The 23,480-nt window shown below is 65.3% G+C and carries 25 protein-coding genes; 12 read left to right on the plus strand and 13 right to left on the minus strand.

Annotation, left to right across the window (positions count from 1 at the left end):
• Window positions 1-48: 48 nt before the first annotated feature.
• Complete coding sequence (locus tag VIM54_RS04810) at window positions 49-1,104, minus strand: LLM class flavin-dependent oxidoreductase (RefSeq protein ID WP_331899626.1); 1,056 nt, start codon at window positions 1,102-1,104, stop codon at window positions 49-51.
• 78 nt (window positions 1,105-1,182) lie between these two features.
• Here VIM54_RS04810 and VIM54_RS04815 point away from each other — a divergent pair, with 78 nt between their 5' ends.
• From VIM54_RS04815 to VIM54_RS04835, 5 genes are all read left to right on the plus strand, one after another.
• Window positions 1,183-1,695, plus strand: a complete 513-nt coding sequence (locus VIM54_RS04815; protein ID WP_331899628.1) for a nitroreductase/quinone reductase family protein — start codon at window positions 1,183-1,185, stop codon at window positions 1,693-1,695.
• A gap of 74 nt (window positions 1,696-1,769) precedes the next feature.
• Window positions 1,770-2,294, plus strand: coding sequence for a mycothiol transferase (locus VIM54_RS04820; protein ID WP_331899630.1), 525 nt, complete (start codon window positions 1,770-1,772; stop codon window positions 2,292-2,294).
• A 90-nt stretch (window positions 2,295-2,384) separates the two neighbouring features.
• Complete coding sequence (locus VIM54_RS04825; RefSeq protein WP_331899632.1) at window positions 2,385-2,549, plus strand: hypothetical protein; 165 nt, start codon at window positions 2,385-2,387, stop codon at window positions 2,547-2,549.
• Entirely contained in the window at window positions 2,546-3,289 is a 744-nt protein-coding gene (locus VIM54_RS04830; RefSeq protein WP_331899634.1) for a cytochrome b N-terminal domain-containing protein, read from the plus strand. The genes VIM54_RS04825 and VIM54_RS04830 overlap by 4 nt, the downstream gene beginning before the upstream one ends.
• Window positions 3,286-4,239 (plus strand): hypothetical protein, encoded by a 954-nt coding sequence (locus VIM54_RS04835; RefSeq protein ID WP_331899636.1) that lies wholly within the window; start codon window positions 3,286-3,288, stop codon window positions 4,237-4,239. The genes VIM54_RS04830 and VIM54_RS04835 overlap by 4 nt, the downstream gene beginning before the upstream one ends.
• A 397-nt stretch (window positions 4,240-4,636) precedes the next feature.
• On the opposite strand, the gene VIM54_RS04840 is transcribed toward VIM54_RS04835, so the two are convergent.
• The 3 genes from VIM54_RS04840 to VIM54_RS04850 form a co-directional block, all read right to left on the minus strand.
• Entirely contained in the window at window positions 4,637-4,915 is a 279-nt protein-coding gene (locus tag VIM54_RS04840; protein WP_331899638.1) for a hypothetical protein, read from the minus strand.
• 199 nt (window positions 4,916-5,114) lie between these two features.
• Window positions 5,115-5,579: a nucleoside deaminase gene (locus tag VIM54_RS04845; RefSeq protein ID WP_331899640.1), complete on the minus strand. Its 465-nt coding sequence runs from the start codon at window positions 5,577-5,579 to the stop codon at window positions 5,115-5,117.
• The gene (locus VIM54_RS04850; protein WP_331899642.1) at window positions 5,576-7,015 is read right to left on the minus strand and encodes a purine-cytosine permease family protein; all 1,440 of its coding nucleotides are present in this window, start codon (window positions 7,013-7,015) and stop codon (window positions 5,576-5,578) included. The genes VIM54_RS04845 and VIM54_RS04850 overlap by 4 nt, the downstream gene beginning before the upstream one ends.
• Window positions 7,016-7,137: 122 nt before the next feature.
• On the opposite strand from VIM54_RS04850, the gene VIM54_RS04855 reads away from it, so the two are divergent.
• On the plus strand, window positions 7,138-7,686 hold the full coding sequence (locus VIM54_RS04855; protein WP_331899643.1) for an MOSC domain-containing protein: 549 nt from the start codon (window positions 7,138-7,140) through the stop codon (window positions 7,684-7,686).
• A 43-nt stretch (window positions 7,687-7,729) separates the two neighbouring features.
• Here the strand turns inward: VIM54_RS04855 and VIM54_RS04860 are convergent, their stop codons facing one another.
• The gene (locus VIM54_RS04860) at window positions 7,730-8,101 is read right to left on the minus strand and encodes an RNA-binding S4 domain-containing protein (RefSeq protein ID WP_331899644.1); all 372 of its coding nucleotides are present in this window, start codon (window positions 8,099-8,101) and stop codon (window positions 7,730-7,732) included.
• Between the two features lie 100 nt (window positions 8,102-8,201).
• Window positions 8,202-8,645 (minus strand): hypothetical protein, encoded by a 444-nt coding sequence (locus VIM54_RS04865; RefSeq protein ID WP_331899645.1) that lies wholly within the window; start codon window positions 8,643-8,645, stop codon window positions 8,202-8,204.
• 61 nt (window positions 8,646-8,706) lie between these two features.
• Between VIM54_RS04865 and VIM54_RS04870 the strand changes: the two genes are divergently transcribed.
• Window positions 8,707-9,210: a hypothetical protein gene (locus VIM54_RS04870; RefSeq protein WP_331899646.1), complete on the plus strand. Its 504-nt coding sequence runs from the start codon at window positions 8,707-8,709 to the stop codon at window positions 9,208-9,210.
• Window positions 9,211-9,213: 3 nt separating this feature from the next.
• Here the strand turns inward: VIM54_RS04870 and VIM54_RS04875 are convergent, their stop codons facing one another.
• Complete coding sequence (locus tag VIM54_RS04875) at window positions 9,214-10,035, minus strand: DUF1295 domain-containing protein (protein WP_331899647.1); 822 nt, start codon at window positions 10,033-10,035, stop codon at window positions 9,214-9,216.
• A 148-nt stretch (window positions 10,036-10,183) separates the two neighbouring features.
• Here VIM54_RS04875 and VIM54_RS04880 point away from each other — a divergent pair, with 148 nt between their 5' ends.
• A complete protein-coding gene (locus VIM54_RS04880; RefSeq protein ID WP_331899648.1) occupies window positions 10,184-12,349 on the plus strand; it encodes an endo-1,3-alpha-glucanase family glycosylhydrolase in 2,166 nt (721 codons plus the stop codon).
• Window positions 12,350-12,537: 188 nt separating this feature from the next.
• Here the strand turns inward: VIM54_RS04880 and VIM54_RS04885 are convergent, their stop codons facing one another.
• A complete protein-coding gene (locus VIM54_RS04885; protein ID WP_331899649.1) occupies window positions 12,538-13,932 on the minus strand; it encodes a polysaccharide biosynthesis tyrosine autokinase in 1,395 nt (464 codons plus the stop codon).
• A gap of 224 nt (window positions 13,933-14,156) precedes the next feature.
• Window positions 14,157-15,347, minus strand: coding sequence for an IS30 family transposase (locus VIM54_RS04890; RefSeq protein WP_414673171.1), 1,191 nt, complete (start codon window positions 15,345-15,347; stop codon window positions 14,157-14,159).
• Between the two features lie 51 nt (window positions 15,348-15,398).
• Here VIM54_RS04890 and VIM54_RS04895 point away from each other — a divergent pair, with 51 nt between their 5' ends.
• Together VIM54_RS04895 and VIM54_RS04900 are read left to right on the plus strand one after the other, a co-directional pair.
• The gene (locus tag VIM54_RS04895) at window positions 15,399-16,277 is read left to right on the plus strand and encodes an IS982 family transposase (RefSeq protein ID WP_331899720.1); all 879 of its coding nucleotides are present in this window, start codon (window positions 15,399-15,401) and stop codon (window positions 16,275-16,277) included.
• Window positions 16,278-16,353: 76 nt separating this feature from the next.
• The gene (locus tag VIM54_RS04900) at window positions 16,354-17,886 is read left to right on the plus strand and encodes a hypothetical protein (RefSeq protein ID WP_331899650.1); all 1,533 of its coding nucleotides are present in this window, start codon (window positions 16,354-16,356) and stop codon (window positions 17,884-17,886) included.
• On the opposite strand, the gene VIM54_RS04905 is transcribed toward VIM54_RS04900, so the two are convergent.
• The 3 genes from VIM54_RS04905 to VIM54_RS04915 form a co-directional block, all read right to left on the minus strand.
• Window positions 17,822-18,931, minus strand: coding sequence for a glycosyltransferase (locus VIM54_RS04905; RefSeq protein WP_331899651.1), 1,110 nt, complete (start codon window positions 18,929-18,931; stop codon window positions 17,822-17,824). The genes VIM54_RS04900 and VIM54_RS04905 overlap by 65 nt on opposite strands.
• Window positions 18,928-19,410, minus strand: a complete 483-nt coding sequence (locus tag VIM54_RS04910; protein ID WP_331899652.1) for a putative colanic acid biosynthesis acetyltransferase — start codon at window positions 19,408-19,410, stop codon at window positions 18,928-18,930. The genes VIM54_RS04905 and VIM54_RS04910 overlap by 4 nt, the downstream gene beginning before the upstream one ends.
• Window positions 19,411-19,554: 144 nt before the next feature.
• Window positions 19,555-20,289, minus strand: coding sequence for an SGNH/GDSL hydrolase family protein (locus VIM54_RS04915; protein WP_331899653.1), 735 nt, complete (start codon window positions 20,287-20,289; stop codon window positions 19,555-19,557).
• 268 nt (window positions 20,290-20,557) lie between these two features.
• Between VIM54_RS04915 and VIM54_RS04920 the strand changes: the two genes are divergently transcribed.
• Window positions 20,558-21,895, plus strand: coding sequence for a hypothetical protein (locus VIM54_RS04920; protein ID WP_331899654.1), 1,338 nt, complete (start codon window positions 20,558-20,560; stop codon window positions 21,893-21,895).
• A gap of 5 nt (window positions 21,896-21,900) precedes the next feature.
• The gene (locus tag VIM54_RS04925) at window positions 21,901-22,596 is read left to right on the plus strand and encodes an acyltransferase (protein ID WP_331899655.1); all 696 of its coding nucleotides are present in this window, start codon (window positions 21,901-21,903) and stop codon (window positions 22,594-22,596) included.
• Here the strand turns inward: VIM54_RS04925 and VIM54_RS04930 are convergent.
• Window positions 22,593-23,312 carry a CDP-alcohol phosphatidyltransferase family protein gene (locus VIM54_RS04930; RefSeq protein ID WP_331899656.1) on the minus strand — a complete coding sequence of 240 codons (720 nt, stop codon included), beginning with the start codon at window positions 23,310-23,312 and terminating at the stop codon, window positions 22,593-22,595. The two genes, VIM54_RS04925 and VIM54_RS04930, sit on opposite strands and share 4 nt — an antisense overlap.
• Between the last annotated feature and the right edge of the window lie 168 nt (window positions 23,313-23,480).

Below are 23,480 nucleotides of genomic sequence, written 5' to 3' on the forward strand. Positions count from 1 at the left end.
TTTGTCTGCCGGCGGAGGGGCGCCAAATCGTATGACGATTCGTGGCGGTCAGGTGAGCGGCCGCTGGCCTGACGTCGGTTCGTGGTTCGGCCGCCAGCCGAGAGCCGGAGCCACGTGCCGGGCGATCGTCTCGAGCAGGTGTGTGTTGTAGTCGACCCCCAGCTGGTTCGGCACCGTGAGCAGCACGGTGTCCGCCTCCCGCACGGCCGCATCCTGGCCGAGCGCCTCGACTATCGCGTCAGGCTCGCCCACGTAGCTCTTGCCGAATCGGGCGACCCCGCCGTCGAGGTAGCCGACCTGGTCGGAGTTCTCGGCGGACCTGGCCCCGAAGTACCGACGGTCGAGGTCGGTCACGATCGGCAGAACGCTTCGGCTCACCGAGACCCGGGGCTCGCGTTGCCAGCCGGCCTCCGCCCAGGCCGCCCGGTAGATGGCGATTTGCTCGGCCTGCAACTCGTCGAACGGCACGCCGGTGTCCTCGGTGAGAAGAGTCGAACTCATCAGGTTCATGCCCTGCTCGGCGGTCCACCGGGCGGTCTGGCGCGTGCCGGAACCCCACCAGATGCGGTCCACCAGCCCGGGCGACTGGGGCTGGATCGCGAGCGCCCCCGAGGTGCCGGTGACCTGCGGGTTGGCCATCGCGACGCCGGCGCCATCGATGGCCGCCCGAAACAGGGCCGTGTGCGTGCGCGCATCGTCGGCATCCGTTCGCCCGTCGGCAGGCACGTAGCCGAAGGCCTCCGAGCCGCGCAGTGCCGTCTCGGGAGAGCCGCGGCTCACTCCGAGCTGCAGCCGCCCGCCGCTCAACAGGTCGGTGACCGCCGCCTCCTCGGCCATGTAGAGGGGGTTCTCGTAGCGCATGTCGATCACGCCGGTGCCCACCTCGATGCGGCTCGTACATGCAGCCATGGCCGCGAGCAGGGGGAACGGGGAGGCGAGCTGGGGGGCGAAGTGGTGCACGCGCAGGTAGGCCCCGTCGATTCCGATCTCCTCGGCGGCGACGGCGAGTTCAACCGTCTGCAGCAGGGCGTCCCGCGCCGTTCTCGTCTCGGATCCCGGCACCGGTTGCCAGTGGCCGAAAGACAGGAATCCGATGCGCTTCACCTGATCAACAGCACTCGCGCCGCCGCGTGTATTCCCACCCGTGCAGCGCGAATGCGGTTTTTCAAACAGAATGCAGCCATGGCATCCCTGGTGCGAGGCATTCGAATTGCCGTGGCGGCGTTCACCCGCACGCGGCTCTTCCGGCGGTTCGGGCCGGCGGTCATGCCTCCCCTCGAGCGGGCGATGAGCGTTCTGACCCGCGGCACCGTGCAGTTGAGCGGGCTGCTCGTGCCGTCTCTCGTGCTGCGCACGACCGGAGCGAAGTCGGGACTCGAGCGCGAGACGACCCTCATGTACTGCCCGGAGGGACGGGGGCGGATGCTCGTGGTCGGCAGCAACTTCGCTCGCGAAGACCACCCGGCGTGGACAACGAACCTGCTCGCCGACCCCCGGGCGACGGCGAACGTGCGGGGCAGGAGCATCCCGGTGCTGGCGACCATCGTGGCCGACGACGAGCGCGAGCGGGTCTGGCGGCTCATCGAGGCGCAATGGCCGAACTATCGCGAGTACGAACGGCAGTCCGGTCGAACCCTGCGCATCTTCCGACTCGAGCCGGTGGTGTATTCCGCTCCGACGTCGCGGCAGGCGTGAGCCTGTCGACCCGCGGCCGCCGGTCTGGGTAGAAGGACCCTACCCGTCGTTGGTGGCGCGCGTACGGTCGAACCATGACCACCACCGCCGCGCTCCTCGTCGCCGCCTTCGATCGAGTCAGGGACTCCGTGCATCACGCCGCCAAGGGGCTGAGCCCCGAACAGCTCTCCGCGCGTGTCGAGGATGGTGCAAACTCCATCGGTTGGCTGCTCTGGCATCTCTCCCGGGTGCAGGACGACCATGTCGCGGCGGTCGCCGGCACCGAGCAGGCGTGGACTGCCGACGGCTGGGCCGAGCGGTTCGCGCTCCCCTTCGAGGTGAGAGCGACCGGATACGGGCACACCTCGTCCGATGTCGCCAGGGTGAGCAACATCAGCCGGGACAGGTTCATCGGGTACCACGACGACGTGCACGACCGCACCGTTCGCTACCTCGCGGCCCTGTCAGACACCGACCTCGACCGCGTCGTCGATCGGCACTGGATGCCGCCGGTGACGCTCGCCACGCGTCTCGTCAGTGTGATCAGCGACGACCTTCAGCACGTGGGCCAGGCGGCCTTCGTGCGCGGCGTGCTGGAGAGGCGCGCACTGCGCGACTAGCGCCCGCTGCGGCACCGGGACCAAGGTCCCGGTGCGGTGCACGCCGCGGGAATACGGTTCGAATCACATGGTTCGCATCCGGAGGTCCGCATGAACAGTCTGCTCGCACTAGCCGCCGGTGAAAGCCCGGCAATCTATCTGGGCTGGGGTGATTTCGTCATCCAGCTCGGCAACTTCGTCGTCATCGTCGTCATGCTCGTGCTGTTCGCCCTCGCCCTCGTTTTGCCGTTCCCCGCCGCAAAGAGGCGCAAGTGAGCGCGCCGACCGGATCATCCGGTCACCACGCCGAGTCCGAAGAGGAGTTCTACACCTGGACGGGTAAGACGCGTCGCTGGGTGCTGAAGAAACTGCCTCCGGACAAGCTCCTGCCGCAGGACCAGCCGAGTTACGTCGCCTCGTGGATCTACGTGTTCGGGATGGGGGCGATCGCCTCGCTCGTGATCGTCATCGTCTCCGGGGTGATCCTGAGTCTCAACGGGCCGCTGTGGTGGCACGTGTCCGGTGTCGGGCACTTCATCAACAGCACCCACCTGTGGAGCGTCGAGTTCTTCTTCCTCTTCATGGTCGTGCACCTCTGGGGCAAGTACTGGATGGCAGCCTGGCGCGGTGGACGCGTACTCACCTGGATCACCGGCGTCGTCTCGTTCGCCGTGTCGATCGTCGCGGCCTTCACCGGCTATCTGCTGCAGACCAACTTCGACTCGCAGTGGATCGCGTTCGAAGGCAAGGATGCGCTCAACGCCGTGGGCATCGGAGCCTGGTTCAACGTGGCGAACCTCGGCCAGATCTTCATGTGGCACATCACGCTGCTTCCGCTCGCCGTCGCCGCGATCGTCGCGTTTCACGTGATCCTGGTGCGCGTGCACGGGGTGGTGCCGCCGCTCGAAGCCGCGGAGACAGACGCGCAGTTGCAGCCGGCGCCGCGGCCGGTGCCGCAGCCGCAGGCGCACGCGCCCCAGCAGCCGACCGAGGAACCGACGGAGGTCGTACGATGAGCAAGCCCCTCAGCCCCATGTCCTGGCGCAAGGGCACCGGCATCGCCGGTCGCCCATGGAAGGGCCAGCTGCGCGAATACGACCTGTTCAAGGAACTCACGATCGGAGTGATCGTCGTGACCGTGCTCGTGGTCGGCGTCTCCCTCATCCTGGGTTCGCCGGACGACCCGAGTGTCACTCTCAAGTCGTGGGCCAACGCGAAGCCCGCCGACTTCGTGGCGACCGCGACGGCCGAGCTCGGCGGAACCAGCGAGACCGCCGGCTACGGCCCGCCGTACAACTCGACTCCGGATGCCACGCAGACTCTTGGCCCGATCGACCTGCAGAGCTTCTCCGGAGTGCGCATCCCGATCGACACGGCCGAGGATCTCGTGATCCACCCGCTGTCGACGCTGCCGAACGCGCCCAAGGAGATCGCCACCTGGACCGCCGCGAGCGACACGCAGCGCACCGACTGGACCGCGGCCTACACCAAGGCCCTCGACAAGGCGCCGGGCAACGACCCGGCGAAGGTCGCCGACGGATCGTACGGTCCGGTTCCGGAACTCACCGACAGCCTCCTCACGATGGCCCAGCAGGGCTCCCTCGATGGCGTGCTGCAGTCTCGGGGATCCTTCTACAACACCGACTACACCCCGACGATCCTGTTTCTGGGCGACGGTACCTACTTCCCGGATCTGGCGACTGCACAGCATCTCACCGGGGACCAGTGGGGCATGATGAACGAGACCGGCAACTACCCCGGGCAGTCGTGGCTCTGGCTCTTCTCGTTCTTCTACCAGGTCGAGCCGGTGAAGTCGGCGGCGAACGCCGACGTCCTCGTGGTGGTGATCATGGGGGTGCTCACGCTGCTGCTGGCGCTCGTGCCGTTCATCCCCGGTCTGCGCACCATACCCCGGTGGATTCCGCTCCACCGGCTGGTCTGGAAGGACTACTACAAGAAGCGCTGACCGACACCGGACGACCGAACGACCGCGACCATCGAGTCGCGGTCGTTCGTGTTTCCGTGCCTCCAGACGATCGGCAGCACTTCCTCAGGCTCGCCGGTAAAGATCAGCTGGCTGACAATCTGCTGGGGCTCCCGCTACGAACGCGTGACGGGAGTACCGTGCGGTGCAGAGTGAGCGCAGGACACCGATGCCTGCCCGTGTCGACAGTCACGACCCCGGGGGCCCGAGAGGTGGAACGACGTGGGAACCCCAACCAGCCGTGACCTTACCCGGCAGGCCGCATCGATCGTCTAGGGAATTCGCTCTGCGGATGACCTGACGGTCGCCGCCAGCCGGGAGGGCGGCACGAGAGCGGTTCGCCTGCTCACTCAGGCACTGCTGGGCCACACGTGTCGCGCTAGGCGACGGAGCGCACCGAATTCGCCCGGCTCGACAACTCGACTCGCCACAGCCCGTCGGTGAGGTACCAGACGCGCTCGCCCTCGCCGGTGTCGTAGGCGTACTCCGTCATGTTGAGGGCACTCGCCCACAACTCGCAGAGAAAGTCCGGGTCGCTCGAGTCGAGGGGTGGACGACCCTCGATGACGGTTCCCTCGGGGTACGACACGATCACCCAGACCAGGGGGACCAGGCCGTGATCAAGCCCACCGCGGTTCAGTACATCGATGATGGCCATGTCGAGGGCTTTACCAACCCGAAACCGATTACGCTCGGTCATTTGGTACCCTCCCAGAGATATCCATCCTGCGACTCGGCGACCGAGGTCTGGGGCAACCGTAATTAACGATACTCTCCATTCGCCCAATCCGACAGGGGTCCGCCCTGGCGCGACTCGGCCGCGCGTTGGCCTGACCGGTCGGTACCGACCGCCCGATTCAGTCCTCGCCGATGTCTTCGTTCCAGAGCGCCGGATGGTCGTGGATGAACGCGCCCATCATCTCAATGAGTGCCGGGTCGTTGATGACGGTGAGCTCCACCCCGTTCTCGGCGAGCCAGTCCTGGCCGCCGAGATAGTTCCGGTCGTCGCCCACCACCACCCGGCCGATGCCGAACTGCCGCACGAGGCCCGAGCAGTACCAGCACGGCGAGAGCGTGGTCACCATCACGGTGTCTCGGTAGCTGCGCTGCCGACCGGCATTGTGGAACGCATTCGTCTCGGCATGCATCGCGGCATCGCCGTCCTGCACGCGGCGGTTGTGCCCGCTGCCCAGCAGCGTGCCGTCGGACGCGAACAGCGCGGCACCGATCGGGATTCCGCCCTCGTCCGCCCCGATCTTGGCTTCCGCCGCCGCGACGGCGAGCTTCTCGGCGTCGGTCGCGTAGATCTCGCCGATCGTCATGCCGAGTCGTCCGCTGCATCGATTCCGACGGGCACGTCCGGCGCCTCGCCCAGCGGGCCGCCGAGGCGGGGCCGGATGGCGAGGAACAGGAAGTAATATGCGGCGGCGGAGAGCACGAGACCGACTATCGCGGTGAGGTCGCCGACCGCGCCCCACGTCTTGGGCACGACGCCGACGTAGAACTGCTGGTTGGAGAACAGCACGATCGACACGACGAGGCCGAACAGGAACGCGGCGATTCCTGCGGCGTTGCGATACCTGGCCTTGTCGGCGACGATCGAGGCGATCTCGGTGCCGCGCCGCAGGTAGCGGTCGACGAGCACGACGCCGAGCCACGGGGCGATCCAATAGGCGATCACCAGCAGGAAGTTCTCGTAGGTGTGGCCGGCGTCGGGCAGCGCGATCCACGCGATGAAGAAGCCGACCACGCCGAAGCCGAGGGCGATGATCGCCCGGCGCCAGGCGAACGGGATCTTGATGCCGGCCGCGAGGAACGACATCGCCCCGGAGTAGATGTTGAGCGCGTTGGCGGCGATCGCACCGACGGTGATCGCAACGAGGGTGAGGTCGCGCACGATCACCGGCATGGTCGCGGTGAACGAGGTCGTCGGGTCGCCCGGGTTGAAGCCGGCGATCGTGGCGGCGGCGGCGCCCGCCGCCATCAGCACGATGCAGGACACGAAGTTGCCGAGTCCGGCGGCCCACGCGATGGTGCGCCTGCTCGTGGCCGCCTTGAGATAGCGGCTGTAGTCCGAGGCGTACGGGTTCCAGCCGGCCGCGTAGCCGAACGCGGCCCCGGCCGCGAGAGTGAAGCCGGCGATACTGAAGTTGCTTCCGCCCTTCTGCACGAAGCCGAGGTCGGCGTGCATGAAGATCGTGGTCGTGGCGACGAGGAAGATTGCCCCGAGGATGTAGCTCGAATAGCGCTCGAAGAGCTGCACGAGGTCGTGGCCGACGAAGGCGACGGCCACCTCGATCACGACGACGATGAGCAGAGAGAGCACGGTGGGAATGCCGGTGAGCGTGGTGAGGGCGAACGCGCCGCTCACCGAGTTGACGGCGAACCAGCCGAGCCCGGCCATCACCGTGTTGAGGGCGGCCGGCAGGATGTTGCCGCGGTACCCGAACGCGGTTCGGCCGAGCACCATTTGGGCGAGGCCCTCACGCGGACCCCAGGTGGAGAGAAGCCCCTGGCTGATCGCGCCGGCCGCCGTGCCCAGGGCGAGCGCGAGGATCGCCTGCCAGAACCCGAGGCCGAAGAACGCGACGGCGATCACGCCGACGAAGATCGTGGCGAACTCGAGGTTGGGAGCGGTCCAGGTGGCGAACAGCTGCCAGGGCGACCCGTGTCGTCGGTCGGCGGGAATCGCCTCGATTCCGCCGGGCTCGACAATGGTGGGTCTGGCGGGCGCGATGGTCGCTGTTGCTTCGGTCATTCCGGCATCCTAGGGAGATTGGGCGGCCCAGACGAGCCGAAATGGCAACGGAAACATGCTGTTTACACGATACGACCCCCACCGCGGCGGCGATCGCCCCGAGAGTCGGGTAGGAATGAGGCATGTCACCTCGTCTCATCGCCGCCTGCGTCGTGCACGCCCTGCGGGCGGATGCCGGATCCGAGGGCGTCACCGCAATCGACAAGCGTCCGGTCGACGGCCCGGTGCGGGTGCGGACCCTCGGCCTGTACGGCGACGTGCAGGTGAGCCGCAAGCATCACGGGGGTGCCGACAAGGCTCTCTACGCCTACTCGCGGGACGACGCCGACTTCTGGGCGCAGCAGCTCGGCCGGGAGCTGTCGGCCGGCTGGTTCGGCGAGAACCTTCGGGTCGATGGTGTCGACGTCTCGGCATCGAGGATCGGCGAGCGCTGGCGGATCGGCTCGACGGTCGTCGTCGAGGTGACGATGCCCCGCTCTCCCTGCGCCACCTTCGCAAGGTGGGTGGGAGGCGCGGATGAGCGCGGCTGGGTCAAGCGCTTCGCCGACGAGAGGCGCCTGGGCGCATACCTGCGGGTCGTGAAGACGGGCGTGATCGAGGCCGGCGACGCGATCGAGGTCGTGAGCGCGCCGGCCGGCGCCCCGACGATCACCGAGGTCTTCGCCGGCTGAACCCGCGCATCCGGCCGCATCGCGGCATTCTGGGACCGGCGAGTCAGCGGCCGCGGAGCTTCTCGAGGTCGCGCCGCTCACGTTTCGTCGGACGCCCGGCACCGCGGTCGCGGTGGGCGGTCGCGGCGACCTCCTCGCGTGGCGGCGGAGGAGGGGTGAGGTCCTCGAAGCACTCGACGGCGACCACGGCGCCCACGCGCTTGGCCACGAGTCTCGCCACCCGCAGGGTGCGCTCCGTCTCCGGACCGCGCACTCGTACCTCGTCGCCGATCCTCACCGGCTGGGCCGCCTTGGCCCGCTCCCCATTGACCTGCACATGGCCGGCGCGGCACATGGCGGTCGCGGCCGACCGGGTCTTTGCGACCCGCACGGCCCAGATCCAGCTGTCGACTCGCGTCGTCGCGCCCGGTTCCATGCTCAGACTCTAGCCACCGGCGCCGGATTCCGCCCGTCAGGCTACCCGCCCGTCAGGCATCCGGCTCGTCAGGCATCCGGCTCGTCAGGCACCCGGCTCGTCAGGCACGGGCGAGGCTGCTCTTCCAGCCGACGAGTCCGCGCACCACGTCGCTGTCGTCCGCGGCCAGGGCGCCCATGACGTCCGCCGGCACGAAGAAGTTGAGCGCCAGAAAGCCGCGGACCCGTTCGGACGGGTCGGCGGCGAGGCCGCGCAACACATCGCATGGCGTGCCCTCGTTGCGGGCGACGCACGAGCGCACCCCCTCGTCGACGTCCTTCGCGAGGATCGCGAGCAGGTCATCCGGGGCGTGCGGGCTGCTCGCCACGCTCTCCCGGATCTTGGGGTTGGTGTGCACGGCGAGCGTGCGCAGGCGGGCGATCTTGCTCTCGGTCACGGGGGGAGCCGGGTGCAGGGACGCGGCCTGGTCGCTCGTGAGCATCACCGGGCGGTGATCACGCATGGCCTGGCGCTGGGCCGGGGTGTTGAAGCGGATGCACGACATGCCTCGACGCTACCCGCTCTCCCCGACAGCGGGGCGAAGGCGCCCCGACTACGCTCGGAGGGTGACACAACGAGGCCTTGGCGATCGGTTCGAACCGCTCTTTCGCCGACTCGACCGCATCGCCGGCGGCAAGACGGCCGCGTACACGATTCCCGAGGAGATGCGCGAGCATCCGTCCACCCGGCGGGCGTTCGTGGCCATCGCCTGGCTGCTCGCGGTGGAGGTGCTGCTCGGCGTCGGCGCGGTGGTCGTGGTGATCGTGCTCACCCTGCGCGGATCCTCGGTGCCGTGGGCGGTCTGGATGCGGTCGGGGGTGGTGCTCGCGATCACCGTCACCCTGTTCTACTTCGCCTGGCGGGCGCAGCGCGGCTACTACTGGGCCTACAGCCGGCTCAAGCTGTTCAGCAAGATCTTCCCGGTCGTCACGCTCGTGATCGCGGCGATCCCGGGGCTCTACCCGTTCTGGATGGTCACCGAGCAGATCGTGTTCAGCCTCATCCTGATCGGCGTCTCCGACTACCTTTCGTCGGACCACATGCGGGCGGCGTTCCCCAAACCGAGCTAGAGCTCAGGCCCGCGCGGCCTTCGGCACCGGTCGGGGCGGCCACGGCACGACCGCCGAGGTGCGCGCCTGGTAGTGCGCGTACTCGGGATACCGCCCGAGCGTGATGCGTTCGGTGAACGCGGTCGATCCGATGAACAGCACGGTGAGGAGCAGCGCGCCGAGCACCGTCCACTGCGCGAGGGAGCCGGCCGCGATCGCGCCGAAGAGGAAGAGCGCCCACCACTGGGCCTGCTCGAAGAAAAAATTGGGATGGCGGGAGTAGCGGAACAGCCCGGACTGCAGAAAGCGAGGGCTCGGGGCTCGGCCGGCCGCCATCTGCGCTTTCTTCCAGCCCTGGAAGCGCCACTGCTGCTGGTCGGCGATCGTCTCACCCACGAGAAAGGCGATGAAGACCGCGGCGACGAGCCCGTCGAGGACGCCGAATGGGGTGCCCCGATGCTGGAACGCCGTGAGGGCAGGCAGAGTGATCAGCACGAGCAGGATGTTCTGGTAGATCACGATGAAGAACAGGTTGAACAACTGGAATTGCCAGTCAGTCATGCGCGAGCGGAGCACGGGCCAGCGGTAGTCCTCCGCCCCGGAGTAGCCGCCCTTGCGGGCGAAGTTGAAGGTGAGCCGCGCGCCCCACAGGGTGACGAGCACGGCCATCAGATCGAGGCGGGCGTCCCGCAGTCCCGCGAAGCCGGCGAACACCCACAGATAGGCCACCGGCACGATCGACCAGATGCGGTCGACCCAGGAATTGTCCCCGGTGAGCAGGGAGGCGACCCAGGTGAGCGCGCAGACCAGGCCGACGATGACGGCGATGACGACGAGTGGCGACATGCAATGAATACTAGGGTGACGACCTCCCACACGGGAGGTTGAAAGCTAGCCGCGCAATCGATCGGGGGCGCCGCCAAAGTCTGCTACCTTCAAGTTAGCTGTATGTTGTCCCGGATTGCCGCATGGCTTTCGTGCGATACTGAAGCGAATGTTGAAAAAAATCTGGTCCAAGATGGAGCCGCTTCAGCGCCGCACATCCCATTCTCCTGCTAAACGTCGCCATCTCCGCGCTTCATTTTGGTCGGTTCCTACGTTTCTCCGAAGCCCCCGAAGTCGTATTCTTCTCGGTGCCGCGGCCACGGTAGCGGTCGCAGCACTCGCTATGCCTGCGGTTGCAGCCGGCACCCCCGGGACCAACGCTGCACGCACGAACACGGTCCTCGCGAAAGCTACAACGGGCACGAATTCCCTGACCATCCCGGCCACCGAGGCGACGTGGACTTCGAGCCGCTATCCGACCTCGCCCCGCACGGCGCAGCCGTACTTGAGTGCCACGAAGACTGCGGATGCAAGCTTCCTGAAGTTCGACACATCGAGCCTGGCCGGTGCGACCGTGGTGAGCGCATCACTACAGTTGCGAGTCGCAAGTACAACCGCGACCAAGGCGGGCGTGCAGGTCTTCCCGACTGCGACGACGTGGTCCGCCGCCACCCTCACCCAGAAGACGCTTCCTGCTCGCACCAGTGGTCTCGCAAGCAAGGCCTCGGTGCCCGCCGTAGTCGGTAAGACCATCTCGATTCCACTGGCGACCACCGCTTCGCTGTGGTCAGAGTCACGCGCGTCATTCGAGATTCGTTACTCGCAGGCGTTCACGAGCAATACCTTCTACCGCACAGGCACTTACGGTCCCAAGCTCGTGGTGGTGCTGTCCGACGGATCGACCGTCTTGCCCACTCCTGCGCCAGTGCCCACCATTCCTGCTGCGCAGCCGGCCCCACCGGTCAATGCAGATCCGGGCCAGTACGGGAACCTGGCGTTCGCCGTGGCAAAGTCCAACAGCTCCGCCAAGAAGGTCTTCGCCCACTATTTCCCGCCATACCCTGTGTCGTTCGACAACCAGCCCCCCGCGAGTGACTATTACGCCAGGAACTACCTGACCGCTACCGGCGAGGGTGGTGCGCACGTCCAATCCGGCGGCTTGCTCCGCGATCGCCCCGAAGGACGCGATCCTCTGCCGGGCGACTGGCAGCTTGCCGATATGAAGTCTGAAGTGAATGCTGCGGCAGACGCGGGAATCGACGGCTTCAACGTCGATATCCTGAGCCTCAGCGGCAACAACTGGGACCGTACCGTCCTGCTCATGAAGGCAGCGCAAGAGTCTGGCCGCAAGTTCACGATTGTGCCGAATCTCGACGCAACAGCGAGTGCGGGCAACGCAGACATCGGCACCGTCGCCGCAAAACTTGCGGAGTTGTACAAATACTCTTCGGCCTACAGGCTGGCCAGCGGCGAGTATGTGCTTTCGTCCTTTGCCGCCGAGCGCCAGAGTCCCTCCTGGTGGACGCAGCTCAAGAACACGCTGTCGAGCAAATACGGTGTGAAGACCGCCTTCATCGCCATCTTGCTCAGCCCCTCTGACGCCAACCTGAAGGCGTTCGCGCCCATCAGTTATGCGATCGGGGATTGGGGAACGCGCACCGCGCAGACCATCAAGAATGCCCCGGGCTATGCGGCGAAGGTGCACGCGCTCGGCGTCAAGTGGATGGCGCCGGTCGCCGTCCAGGACGAGCGCCCGCGCAGCTTCCTCTATGCGGAGGCGAACAACACCGAGACGCTCCGTGCCTCGTGGGACCGTGCGGAGTCGGACAGCGCCGACCTCGTGCAACTCGTGACCTGGAACGACTATTCGGAGGGCACGTCCTTTGCCACCTCCGCGGGCCACGGTGAGTCGTTCCTCGACATCAATGCCTACTACGCCACGCGTTTCAAGACCGGGTCGTCACCGGCCGTGACGGGGGACGCGATCTACGTCACCAACCGCATCCAGGCCTACGCGGCCGTACCGAGCACGTCCCAGCAGTTGATGGCTCCGACCCTCAGCGGCACCGCCGTCAAACCCCGTGACGCCGTCGAGGTTCTCACTTTCCTCACAAGCAGCGCCACGGTCACGGTCAAGATCGGCAACACGACGGCGACCTATGTGGCTCCTGCCGGGATGTCGGCGAAGACCTTCCCCATCGCGGTCGGCGGGATCTCTGTCACGGCTGTTCGATCGGGTGCCCAGATCGCGCAGGTCGTGTCGACTCATCCGATCGAGGCGAAACCTCGCGTGCAGGATCTGGCGTACTACGCCAACAGCAGCCGCGAGCAATAAGCGGAACGTGCCCGAGGAGGTATGGGAGAGCGAAAGCCAACCACACCTTCCTGGCACCTGCGCGAGGGTTCCTGACCCGCGGAAGGGTCCCGGTGGCCCGACCAGAGGTCGGTGACCGGGACCGAAAAGTACCGATCCAGAGGTCGGCAGGTCGTCACTCGGTGTCTAAGGGGGCGGCGACAGCGGTTCTACTCCGCCGCGGACTCCGACACAGTGGGCACCGTGGTGGAGTGATCCTTGCGCACGTAGCTCGCGCGGAATCGTCCGAGCGAACGCGCCGGAGCGCGGTTGAACACCGTGCCCACCAGAGTTCCACCGGCGGAGCCGAGCAATTCGAGGGACCGGCGGAGTTCGCGGGTCTCGACCCGACCGGCGCCCACCACGAGCAGAGCGTGCCCGACGATGTTCGCGAGAACCGCGCCATCGGTCACGGGAAGCAGCGCCGGACTGTCGACGATGACGAAATCGAACTCGAGCAGCAATGTCCCCATCAACACGACCGCGGCATCGGACGCGATAAGTTCACTCGCATTCGACGGAACCGAACCGGCGGGGAGGATGCTGAGAGTGGTCGATCCCCACACCTGCAAAGCGTCCGCGACGGCGGTGCCATGCTCGAGTACCTCCGCGAGTCCAGGCCGTGCGGCATCGAGACCGAACAGTCGAGCGACCGCCGGCGTGCGGAGATCCGCATCCACGAGGCAGACGCTCCGGCCGGTCGCGGCCATTGCGATAGCGAGATTCGCCGCCGTGACGCTCTTTCCTTCGCGCGGAATCGACGAAGTCACCAGGATCGCGTGATTCGGGTCGGCCCTTTCCAGCGCAAGCAGGCTCGTGCGCAACTGGCGGAACTCCTCCGAGCGCACGGTGCTTGGGAGGTCGGCATCCAGAAGAGGCCCGTGGGCGGCTGCCCGGTCGTTGACGACCGTTGCGAGGATCGGCGCGTCGGCCACCTCGAGGATCTGGTCGGTGCTACGCACCCTGGTGCTGGCGATTTCGCGAAGGATGATGAGCACGAGTCCGACGACCAGGCCGGCGAGCAGCCCGAGAAGTAGCGAGATTCGAGTGTTCGGAGCCGAGGGTGCCGTGGGGACCGTGGCGTTCTGCACCGGTTCGAGTCGCACCGGAGTCGTGCCGTCACTCTTCTTCGGCACGAGCTTGACGACCTCGTCGACCAGGCTCGACGCGACGGCGTTGGCGATCTTCGCGGCCCGGCTCGGAGAGCTGTCGGTGACGACGATCGAGATGATCGAGGTGTTGAGAGGCACGGTCGCTGAGACGCTGCGAGCGAGTGCATTCACACTCGAGTCGAGTCCGAGCGACGAGATCACCGGATCGAGCACGAGTTCCTTCGTGGCGATCGCGCTATAGTTCCGGGCCTGTTGTTGCGAGAAGGTGGCGCCCTGCGCCAGATCGCTCGTGTTGTCGACGCCTGCCGCAGAAACGAACAGCTCGGATTCGGCGGTGTATTCGCGCGGTGTCGCTAGCACGTAGGCGGATCCGGCGATCAGGCCGATCAGGGCAAAGGCGATGAGAACGATCCAGCGAGACCGGACGAGGTTCCAGAATTGACGATGATCCATCGGATCACCACCCCCCTCCAACTGAAGTGAGCGGTTGGGTCCGCGCATCGCTTCGATGATATCAACGACATCGAGGGTCGCCGCGTCTCCCACTAAATGAGTGAGTCCTAATCGGGGCTTGGCCGCGTGGAGGCTGTTAATCGTTGGCGGAGGGTGTTAAACCCTGTGTGTGAAAACCGACCTCAACACCCGGCATTGTCAAGTGGTGGGGGCAACGCGGGTGGTTATGCTGCGGTGAGCAACTGGGTGAGGTGGTGTTTGGGGGTCTCGAGGCCGAGGGTAGGGCGAGGCCTGTTGTTCAGGATCGACGCGACCCTGCGGAGGTCTTGGGCGGTGTGACCGGAGAGATCTGAGCCCTTCTCGAACCAGAATCTGAGGAGCCGGTTCGTGTTCTCGTTCGTTCCGCGCTGCCACGGCGAGTGGGGATTACAGAAATATAATGACAGGTCCAACGCTGTCTGGATGCGCCGATACTCGGCCAGCTCAGTGCCCCGATCCCAGGTCACTGTCTGCAGCAGGTGGCTGGGTAGTAGCTTCATCTCCCGGATCATCGCGGTCGCGACCTCGTCGGCTGAGTGCCCGTCAGGCAAGTGCAACAAGATCGTGTAGCGAGTCGTTCGTTCGACCAGTGTTCCGATCGCGGAGTACCCATCCGTGCCGATGATCAGGTCCCCTTCCCAGTGACCGGGGACTGCGCGGTCCTCGACTTCGGCAGGCCGGTCACTGATCGTGAACGCTTCTTTGTATGGACTCGACGAGGCCCGCCGCGTGGCCGGATTCACGCGTTGCTTCCGTTTCAAAGACAGGTTCTGGTTCAGGTTCGCCCGCAGGTTTCCGCGGGTCTGGACGTATAGCGCGTGATAGATCGTCTCGTGGCTCACCTGCATAGTCTGATCATCGGCGAAGTAATAAGCCAACATCTTCGAGATCAGTTTCGGGCTCCACCCGTCGTCCATCCAAACCCCGATCAAGTAGCACAGGGCGTCGTTTGCTCCGAGTTTGAAGCCCTTCGGCCGGCGCCGGTTCTGGTGCGCCCGGGTATGAGCAACAGAGGCGTAATACACGCCGTCCGCCGAGGTATTCCGTTTCACCTCACGCCAAATCACCGTCTTGTTCCGGCCGATTTCCTTCGCCATCTGACCGAAACTATGCCCAGTCCGAAGGCCGAACTGGATCATGCCTCGCTCGTCCAGAGTCAACGCCCGATCACCGTCCTGACCACCATCAACGAAGGGATCGGCCAGGCCGCCACCCGATCTCGGAGCTCTAAAATCCATGCCTCCAGACTGACGCCACCAGTTCGTCCCGGTCATCCCCGACGCGCCGACCGCGCCAGCAGCAGCCTGGAGACTCAACCCTGAACAGACCAGATCAAGAAAACTCGACCGGCTACCCTCGGGAAACATCTTGACCATAAAACGCTCCTTCAATGAAGCGTTGCTCTGACCATATGACTTTGCCCCCTCCTGACCACACTTTACGTCCATCTCGACGACCGGATCCTGCCCGCGCTCGGCTTTTCGCGTGATCATCATCCTGGCCGCAAGCCCGTTCTCAACGACGTTGAGCTGCTCTGTCTGATCGTCGCCCAGCATCTGCTCGGCATCGCTTCGGAGCGGAAGTGGATCCGCTATGCCCACACGCATCTGCTTGGCATGTTCCCGCATTTGCCGCAGCAATCCGGGTGGAGCAAACGCGTCCGACAAGCCACCGGACTGCTGTCAGCCGTGATCACCGAATTGGCCCGCGACACACCCTCCTGGGGCGAGATCACGAGGCTGATCGACTCCACCCCCGTGCCGTGCGGGAAGTCCCGCGAGACCGTGAAACGCTCCGACCTCGCCGGACATGCGGGCTATGGATACTGCGCCTCACACTCCCGCTACTTCTGGGGATTTCGCCTCTACCTGATCTGCACACCCGACGGAATGCCCGTCGTCTGGGGACTAGCGAACCCGAAAATCGGCGAACGGGAAGCCGCCGAAACGATGCTCCGCCACGACCGCCATCTCATCCGCCCCGGCCAGATCATCATCGGCGACAAAGGCTTCGCTGGGAAAGACTTCGAGAACTTCATCACCGGAGAACTCGAAGCGGAACTGATCCGACCCGACCGAAAAGACGAGAAACCACGGTTCGGGAAACTCGGCGGAATCCGCCAATGGGTCGAGTCCGTCTTCGACACGATGAAAGGCCAACTCACCCTCGAAGAACACGGCGGCCGCACCATCCCCGGCGTCTACTCCCGCGTCGCCGGACGCCTACTCGCCCTCGCCGCCGGAATCTGGCACAACTGGCTCACCGGCCAACCCAACAAACGATCCCTCATCGCCTACGACCATTAGGACTCACTCATCTAAGGGGGGTTTGCCTGTTATGCGAGGATGGGCGCATGATCGCTTTAATGGAGGCGGAGACACGGTGACGATTCGGGTCCCCACGCGTGCCCCGGCAGCGACGGCCGCCGGAGGTCTCCGATACCTGTGGTTCGCGGTTTCGGCTTTCGCGCTGTCGGCTTTTGTTCCCTTGCTGCTGCTCGCCCAGGTCGAGAATGTCGGTCGAAGTGCAGCCTGGATCATTACTCTCGCGATCGCGGTATGGACCGGCCTGCGAATGTCGGCGATCATCGCGGCCGGCCGTCCGATGTTGTTCGACTTCTTCTTTCTGATGTTCTGTTACGTCTTCATGGGGCTAGCGCCCACCGTGCAGATTCGCAGCGATCTCATTTCGACGACGACGAAGGGCATCGACTCCGGTTTCGATGTGCCGACGGCGATTCTCGTGGTCACCGGGATCGCGTGCTATGAGATTGGGCGCCTGGTTCGTCACCTTCGGGAACGGGCGAGCCTGGGTCGAGCGCACGGCGGTGCGGCTGAGGCGACAGCCATTCGTCGCGCGCGAGACAGGCAGTTGACCAAAGTCTCTCGAGTGCGCTCATTTCTGCTCATCGGCTTCGGCATAGCGTTCAGCGCCTACTTCATCTCGAAGACTGGCATCGGCTCCCTCTTCGCAAGTCGAGACCAGGCGTTCGCCGCCCGGTCTGCCGCCTGGCCGGACCCCGCCATCCGTTCGGTCATGTACTCCCTTGCCATTTATCCCCTGCTGGTGGGGATCGGGGCGATAACCCAGGTACGCAAGGGCGTGCGACGCGGGCTCTCCGGGTGGTATCTCGTCGTGATCCTCGCTGCCGTGCTGGTGCTGCTCACGATCATCAACCCGATCAGCAGCGCCCGATACAGCCTGGGAACCGTGCTTTTTGCCCTCGCCATCTATGCCGGTGCCATGCTCACGGCGCGCAGGGTTCGTGTCACCCTCGTGGCTGCGATCGCCGGTCTGATCTTCGTCTTCCCGCTCGCGGACGCGTTCCGCTCGCCAACAGTCAACCTCGTCAGAGCCGGATTCTTCGGAGAGTACAAGAGCAATCCTGACTACGACGCCTTCTGGCAGATTGCCAATGCGTATTCCTTCGTGCTCGATGGTCTCGTTCACGTGGGGCAACAGGCCCTCGGCAGCCTGTTCTTCTGGGTACCCCGGGCCGTCTGGCCAGACAAACCGCTTGACACCAGCATTCTGCTCGCCAACTATCGCGGCTATTCCTTCACGAACCTCTCAGCGCCGCTGTGGGCGGAATTTCTCGTCAACGGCGGCATTCCGCTGTTGATCATAGGCTTCCTGCTCACGGGTTATCTCCTTCGCCTGATGGACATGAGGTTGCTCCCGGCCTTCGGCGGAGCGGGTTACTGGGCCATCGTCGGAGCCATATTCCCCGTCTACATGACCATCTTGCTGAGGGGATCGCTGTTGCAGGCCACGGGTGCGGTGGCGGTCGCGCTCGCGTGCCTTCTCATCGTGCGGAAGCCGCAGCGAAGTTCCCCCGTCCGCGCCCCGGTTATGCCTGGTAGGCGGCTTCGAGACGATCCGCTACCGCAGCCATCCCAAAGCGTTCGCGACTAGCGACGCGACCCGCCTCGCCGAGTGTCCTGGCCAGTGCGGGGTCGTCGAGAAGGGTCTCGATCGCGCCGGTCAAATCCTCGACCGTATCGTTGACGACGATGCCGCATCCGATCTCGCGGATAGCCGGGGCGAGCCCGCAGCTCTCGGTGACGATCACCGGCAGGCCGACCGACATCGCCTCGAGCACGGACATCGGGTATGGCTCGTCGACGCTCGGCAGGACGTAGATGGATGCCAGGGACATTCGACCGATTGTCTCCTCCGGAGAGCGCGGCCCTTCCCAGTTGATCGCGTCAGAGCCCGCTGTGACGATCGCTTCTGAGACGGCGGGGCCCTCACCCTCGTCTGGCCCGACAAGCGAGAACTCGACAGTCGGATGGGTCGCGGCCAGTCTCGCTGCAGCCTGGACGAAAGCGAGGGGTCGTTTTCTGGGAGCCAGCCGCGCAAGGTAGAGAACCTCGACGCCCGCGCCCCGCTCGGCCGTGTCGAGTTCGCTGGATGGAACACCATTGCCCAGTTCGACGAGCGGAAGGTCGTGCTCGGCGACTCGGATGAGGTCGTCCCGCTCGCGGTCGGTGAGGTAAAAGACTGCTTTCGCGTGGGTGAGGATGCGCCGGGTGAGCGCGGCGTCGAGCGGCCGGGCCAGGGGATTCCCCGAAATATCGATCATCCCGTGAGTCTGCAGCACGTAGGGAACGCGATGCCGTCGCGCCCAGTCGGCGGCGGGAAGCGTGACGAAGTCGCGCGCAGCGTGGATGTGCAGGATGTCCGCCGAACCGCCCTGACGACGAAGCCAGCGCTGAAGACCTGGCGCGGCGAGACCCGCGAATCCGATGCCGGGAATGATCGTGCGCGCGGCAAACAGGTGAACCGGAACGCCATCGATCTCCGTGGGGAGCGTGTCACCGAAACCTCGTGCGCCTCCCACCACCCGTGCATCGTGGCCCGCTTCCCGCAGGGCTCGCGCTTGATTGAGCGCCACCCGCACCGGGCCGCCGTATTCGCCGTCGGGACTGACGAGCGTGACGATCGAAAATATCCTCATCCGGTCGGTCGTTGCGATTGCCGCTGTGTCCTTGTGTTCGACGCCGGTGCCAGGACGATGGCCCCAGGAGCAATGTCGCTCACGACGAGTGCGGTCGCGCCGACGACGCTGTCGGCTCCGATCGTGCATCCACGAAGAATTGTCGCTCGGGCGGCGACCCAGGCGCCGTTCTCGATCACGATCGGAGCGTTGTCGAACTCGAACGTGGGGGAGCGTCGAAGGTGGCTGCCGGTGCAGAGCAACACACCCTGTGAGATGCAGACGTCGGAGCCGACGGTCACAGGCTCGAGATTGAGTATCCACGTATCCTCGCCGATCCAGGAGCCGTCACCGACGGTGAGTTTCCACGGCCAGTGGATGCGTACGCGGTGGCGGATGAGCACTCCGTCGCCGATGGTCGCGCCGAATGCCCTGAGGATGCGATTTCGAAGCGGCGCGGGGCACCACCACCGGGTGACGATGAGGCCGGAGACGAGCATCCATGCTGCCTGCCAAGCGGAACTGCGCCCTTTGTCGTAACCCGCGCCGGTGAATCCGCGCAGATTGTGGCGGACCGGACCTGGCGCGTCCGTCGTCCCTTCTTCGTTCGGCATTCTGGCTGGTCGCTTCCCAGTAGCTCTCGGCTACTTCTTTATCGATTCTTCGATTCGAGCGGCGATTGCTGCATGACCGGCGTCGTTCACGTGTGCCCGATCGGGGGAGATGAACGTCGGCTTGACGACGTTCGGTTCGAGCAAGCTCACATAGGTCGCGCCCACCCGCGCGGCGGCGGCGCGCACGGCGGCGTCGAATTCCAGGATCTTCTTATTCACCGTTCCCGTCGTTGAAGGACCGATGGCATAGATGGGAGTGTCAGGAAGGCCGACACGCAAAGAGTTGTATGTCGCGTCGATCGCCGTGATCACCGATGCGGGATCTTTGAGAAATGCCTCGAAATCGCTTTGGCCCCCTGAGACGAAAACGAAGTTCGGTTTGTCGGCGACTGCCAGCGGAACCATGCCGACGTAGTTGAGGCACTTGATCTTTCCACAATCGGATGGTGCCCCCGATGACAGGTAACCCGTGCCGCTGCGACCGAGGTTCTCGGGCTCCCAGCCCTCCTTCACCGCGACGAGGGTGACCCATCGCGAAGCGGGACTGGATGCGCCGACCCCCTGCGTGTAGGAGTCGCCGATGAAGACGGCATCGGTGAATTCGGTGACTCGGATTGTCGAGCTCGGTTCCGCAGCAGCAATCGGGCTCTTGGGGACGAGGGCGAGAGTCGCAAGCACGATCGCTGCGATTGCGAGGAGGGCGAGGGCGCCGAACACCAGCGTCGCCCCGACGGTCGGCGTCAGCCTCAGTTGCGGTCCAGACATTGCGATGCGCCTGCTTTCGGAAGGAGAAAACGGAACGGGTTCAGGTTAATCCATCGTGCGTCTACTCACCAACACAATAGCGGCGAGCGGCGAGTCATTCCTATCCCGCAAACCGGGGGTTGCCGAATTGGGTTGCTGGGGTGAAGCGGACCCTGCGCATCCGCTCCCGGCCCGCGCCGGGAAGAGTGCTGATAGCTTGGGGATCTATCCTCCGGTCTTCGATGATCCCGACATTCGACTGAACCATCCAAAGGGGTGATGAAAAGGCATGACGACGGCAGAACCCGATGACCGACGCGTTCCACGATTCGGGCGCGCCCGAAAGGGTCTGTTCACGATCGCCGGCTACGGATCATCGATGGTGTTGCTCGCGATCTCCTCGCTGGTCGCGATCCCCGCCATGGTCGCGTCGAGCGGTCCGCATGCCTGGGGTGCGATCGCTGTGGGCCAGTCGATCGGCGGTGTCGCCGCAGTGATCATCGCGTACGGTTGGGGGCTTTCCGGCCCTGTCGCGATCGCACGAGCGGATGCTCTCGGACGCATGAGGGAGTATGCAGAGTCGGCCGTCGCCAAGATCCTGTTGAGTATTCCGGTTTCCGGCGTCGCCTTCCTCATCGCCTGGATCGTGGGCCGCGATTTCGCCCTCTTCGCCGGTGTCGGTGCGATTTCGATGGCGAGCATCGGGCTCACCGCCGGCTGGTTTTTTGTCGGGCGCGGCCAGCCGTGGCGAATGCTGCTCTTCGAGACCGTGCCGCGAGTCGGCGGTACCGTCGTCGGCATCCTGCTCATGTACGCCGGGTCATCCGCGCTGATCGGAGTGCTCTGGCAGCTGCTCGGCATGGTCGCCGCGTTCACACTGTGCAGCCTGGTGATTCTTCGACCATGGCGATTGCGGGTGCTTCGGTCCATTGCCAGAAGGCCGGTGCGGCGGGTTCTCCTCGACCAGCGCCAGGGCATCACTTCTTCCATTCTCTCCTCTCTGTACGCATCGACCCCGATCGTGATTGTGACCATCCTGGCGCCGGGTGCCCAACCGGTGTATGCGGTCGTCGAGAAGGTGCAGCGCCAGGTGATCGTCGCTCTCGGACCCTTCGTCACCGTGCTGCAGGGATGGATTCCCCGTGCCCGGGGTGCCTCAGCACTCCACCTGCGGGTGCGACAGGGCACGCTGGCGACGGCGGTACTCGCGATCGTCCTCGGCGCCCTGATGCTCGCCGTCGCCCCGGAACTGATCCAGTGGCTCGGTGGCGGGCTCATCCGGCCGACATTCGCGATACTGACGCTGATGGCCACCATCACGGCGGTGAGCCTGTTCGAGTCTGTGGTGAGCAAGGCCGCTCTCTCCGCCCTCGAGCGGCTCGACGTCGTCGCGAAGTCGACCGCGATCGGATTGCTCGTCGGTCTGCCTCTGGTGGCCGTCGGCACGCTCACGCTTGGCGCCTTCGGAGCTCTCGTCGGCATCCTCGCGGGGCTCGTTCTTCGTCTCATTCTCGAACTCGTCGGCATGCGTTCGGCTCTGACCGCAATCGGAATCGCGCCTGCAGATCCGGACCACCCCACAGTGGACACCGTCGTCGACCCCGAACTCGGATTGGACATCGCATGAACCGCTTGAGGACACTCGTCGTCGCGTTCGCCTGGATTCTGCCGGCGAGTCAGACCAAGAATCGGCTGCTTCGACGGCTCGGCCATTCCGTGCATCCGTCCGCCATCGCCCGGTCGAACTTCGTGCTGAAGGTGACGCGCATCACGATGGGTCCCGGCAGCCGTATCGGCAGATGGAATGTGATCAAGGATCTCCGACTCGTTTCGATCGGCGAAAGGTCATCGGTGGGTCGCCTCAACGTGATCTCCTCCCATCCGGTGTACAAGCGGCTCTACCCGGATGGGGCCTCGCTCGTGGTGAAGTCGAATGCGTTCATCACCAGTCGGCACCAGCTCGATTGCTCCGGATCGATCACTCTCGGTTCCTTCTCCACGATCGCCGGGCACGAGACGAAGATCCTGACGCACAGCATCGACGTGCGCGAGGACGTGCAGGTGGCGCACCCGGTCGTCATCGGCGACCGGAGTTTTGTGGGAGCACGTTGCCTCATCCTCGGCGGCGCTTCACTCCCGGATCGCTCCGTTCTCGCGGCTGGCTCGGTATTCGCACGATCGAAGTCGGTTGGCGAACCCGGGCTCTATGCCGGCGTGCCGGCCCGTTTCCGTGGTCCGGTGGAGGGAAAGTGGTTCAGTCGCGCGACCACCGGAACCAGCAGGGTATTCATCCCCACAACGGGGACGACCATCGAGGATGCGCTCTAGGCGATCTCGGGTGCGGAGAGCGCCCGGAACCACTTCGACAGCAGCAGCGTCATTATCACCAGGTTGGCGATGAAAAGCAGGCCGTACACGATGGAGAACAGCCACGGCCATCCGAGCAGCACGAAGCTCATCGCGAGGATGCCGTAATCGGCAGGCAGAAGGGCCACGGCTCGAAGCATCGATGGCTCGCGTTGCGTGCGGGGAGCCCCCGATGTGGGGCGCAGGTGCCGCTCGAGCTCCCCTCCGAAGAACGTCACGATGGAAACGACCTGGAAACCGAGCGGCACCAGTAGCCACGCGCCACCCACCGGGAAGTATCGGAACGCCACGACGAGGATCGCTGCGTGTATCGAGACGATTTTGGCGGCATCCACCACATGGTCTAGCCACTCACCCGCGGCGGAACCTCGACCCGTGAGGCGGGCGACCTGCCCGTCCGCCGAATCGAGAGCGAAGCCCAGCGCGAGCAGGAGCGCGACCGCCATCGCCCGAACTGGATGCGGCGGCCCAGCGAGCAACACAACGATGCCAAGAGCGGTAATCACCGCTGAAGCCGCTGTGACCTGATTCGGGGACATATTGAGTCTGTAACAGAGGGCGGCGAGGATCCGACCGATCGGCCGATTCACAAATCGGCTGTAGAGCGAGACTCCGCGTTTTGACTTCTGAGCGGACGTCAGATCGCTGAGCGCTTGGCGGAATGATCGGGTAGTCATAGCTGGGTATCTCGTTTTCGAGTAGGGGACCGTGACATCGGCGGGATGGCTCTTATTCCTGGCTCGACCCTAATCGACCCCGCCGCGATCCCCAGATAGCCCCGTCGGGAAAGAGGCGGCAATGCCACCCCTTCGGGGGGTTTGTGGCACGCCCCCTCTTCGAGCTAC

The sequence above is a fragment of the Lacisediminihabitans sp. genome, assembly GCF_036569425.1.
Taxonomy (GTDB): domain Bacteria; phylum Actinomycetota; class Actinomycetes; order Actinomycetales; family Microbacteriaceae; genus Lacisediminihabitans.

Bases quoted from the DNA above. Each gene is read 5' to 3' on its own strand.
- VIM54_RS04820 (WP_331899630.1), top strand. From the start codon at position 1,770: ATGACCACCACCGCCGCGCTCCTCGTCGCCGCCTTCGATCGAGTCAGG.
- VIM54_RS04845 (WP_331899640.1), bottom strand. From the start codon at position 5,579: ATGACGATCGGCGAGATCTACGCGACCGACGCCGAGAAGCTCGCCGTC.
- VIM54_RS04815 (WP_331899628.1), top strand. From the start codon at position 1,183: ATGGCATCCCTGGTGCGAGGCATTCGAATTGCCGTGGCGGCGTTCACC.
- VIM54_RS04880 (WP_331899648.1), top strand. From the start codon at position 10,184: ATGTTGAAAAAAATCTGGTCCAAGATGGAGCCGCTTCAGCGCCGCACA.
- VIM54_RS04860 (WP_331899644.1), bottom strand. From the start codon at position 8,101: ATGGAACCGGGCGCGACGACGCGAGTCGACAGCTGGATCTGGGCCGTG.
- VIM54_RS04825 (WP_331899632.1), top strand. From the start codon at position 2,385: ATGAACAGTCTGCTCGCACTAGCCGCCGGTGAAAGCCCGGCAATCTAT.
- VIM54_RS04885 (WP_331899649.1), bottom strand. From the start codon at position 13,932: ATGGATCATCGTCAATTCTGGAACCTCGTCCGGTCTCGCTGGATCGTT.
- VIM54_RS04905 (WP_331899651.1), bottom strand. From the start codon at position 18,931: ATGAGGATATTTTCGATCGTCACGCTCGTCAGTCCCGACGGCGAATAC.
- VIM54_RS04920 (WP_331899654.1), top strand. From the start codon at position 20,558: ATGACGACGGCAGAACCCGATGACCGACGCGTTCCACGATTCGGGCGC.
- VIM54_RS04875 (WP_331899647.1), bottom strand. From the start codon at position 10,035: ATGTCGCCACTCGTCGTCATCGCCGTCATCGTCGGCCTGGTCTGCGCG.
- VIM54_RS04850 (WP_331899642.1), bottom strand. From the start codon at position 7,015: ATGACCGAAGCAACAGCGACCATCGCGCCCGCCAGACCCACCATTGTC.
- VIM54_RS04890 (WP_414673171.1), bottom strand. From the start codon at position 15,347: ATGGTCAAGATGTTTCCCGAGGGTAGCCGGTCGAGTTTTCTTGATCTG.
- VIM54_RS04865 (WP_331899645.1), bottom strand. From the start codon at position 8,645: ATGTCGTGCATCCGCTTCAACACCCCGGCCCAGCGCCAGGCCATGCGT.
- VIM54_RS04840 (WP_331899638.1), bottom strand. From the start codon at position 4,915: ATGGCCATCATCGATGTACTGAACCGCGGTGGGCTTGATCACGGCCTG.
- VIM54_RS04855 (WP_331899643.1), top strand. From the start codon at position 7,138: ATGTCACCTCGTCTCATCGCCGCCTGCGTCGTGCACGCCCTGCGGGCG.
- VIM54_RS04910 (WP_331899652.1), bottom strand. From the start codon at position 19,410: ATGCTCGTCTCCGGCCTCATCGTCACCCGGTGGTGGTGCCCCGCGCCG.
- VIM54_RS04930 (WP_331899656.1), bottom strand. From the start codon at position 23,312: ATGACTACCCGATCATTCCGCCAAGCGCTCAGCGATCTGACGTCCGCT.
- VIM54_RS04835 (WP_331899636.1), top strand. From the start codon at position 3,286: ATGAGCAAGCCCCTCAGCCCCATGTCCTGGCGCAAGGGCACCGGCATC.
- VIM54_RS04915 (WP_331899653.1), bottom strand. From the start codon at position 20,289: ATGTCTGGACCGCAACTGAGGCTGACGCCGACCGTCGGGGCGACGCTG.